Origin of the sequence: Xanthovirga aplysinae (assembly GCF_009711365.1) — a bacterium.
GTDB classification, from domain to species: domain Bacteria; phylum Bacteroidota; class Bacteroidia; order Cytophagales; family Cyclobacteriaceae; genus Xanthovirga; species Xanthovirga aplysinae.
In genome coordinates this window covers 1-906 of the sequence record NZ_SMMB01000264.1, presented here as the reverse complement: position 1 = coordinate 906, position 906 = coordinate 1, and the positions used below count along the sequence as shown (strand labels likewise).

The window sequence follows — 906 nt, the reverse complement described above, 5'->3', positions numbered from 1 at the left end:
AAAAGCCTAAAGGAAATCAACGACATTTTTACCAAGGATAATTTTACCTTAATCATAAACCTTGCTGTATTCTCTTTTTATTTTTTCTTTAGGTCATGAATATTTCGGAAAAAGTTTAAAAAAAGGTTGCACCTATTGGATACAACCTTTTTTAAATTGGGGTTCAATTACTGAATTTTGACCCATCCAAAGTGTTTAAGAATCCTTCATCTTATTAGAGACCCCACCTCCCTTTTCTTTATTGCACAATGAAAATCATTACTCTTCAACAATGGAAATTGTAGTAGCTTCCTGAATTGAGTTATTGAGTCGGCCAAAATCGAAAATGACCTTATATTGTTTTCCTGCCTGAAAACTGTAAGGAGAATTACTTTTAACATAAGAATCTTCAGCTTCACTTTTCCCCCTTCTACTAAGTTCAATTTTAAAATTGTTAGATGGCTTTAAGTACCCATAGCGGAGTTCATTTTTTGCATACTCAAGTTCAGCCCCTTCCATATCAAGGGCACTAATGGTAACAGAATATTCATAATCCATTTCAAACACCTCCCTATAACCCTCAGTATATTCCACCTTTACCATTGCACTTTCATTTGTCCAAACAAGGGGAATTTCCTGTTTTTGGTCAGTCTGAATAGTGAATAGATCGCTATTCCCAGAAAATTCGGGCAATTCAAATGATGAGGTAACAGGTTTTTTTGATTCCGCCATAAGATAATAAGTCCCCTCATCAAGGTCGAACTCAGATGGAAAATCGTTAGCATGCTCAAAAGTTTTTACAGCTTCTCCTTCCGAACTAAAAATTGTAAGCTCATAATCATCAAGGTTTATGATGCTTTCATCATCTATGGAAAAATCTACTGATAGTTTCCCGGTTTTTATTTCTTCCTGTTCTTGGATTTCCTC

Annotated in this window: 1 protein-coding gene; it reads right to left on the bottom strand. The window is 34.9% G+C overall.

Annotated features, from left to right (window positions below; all coding sequences use genetic code 11):
• Positions 1-258 precede the first annotated feature (258 nt).
• A partial coding sequence (locus tag E1171_RS00665; RefSeq protein WP_155203100.1) for a DUF4493 domain-containing protein occupies positions 259-906 on the bottom strand: 648 nt, incomplete at its 5' end.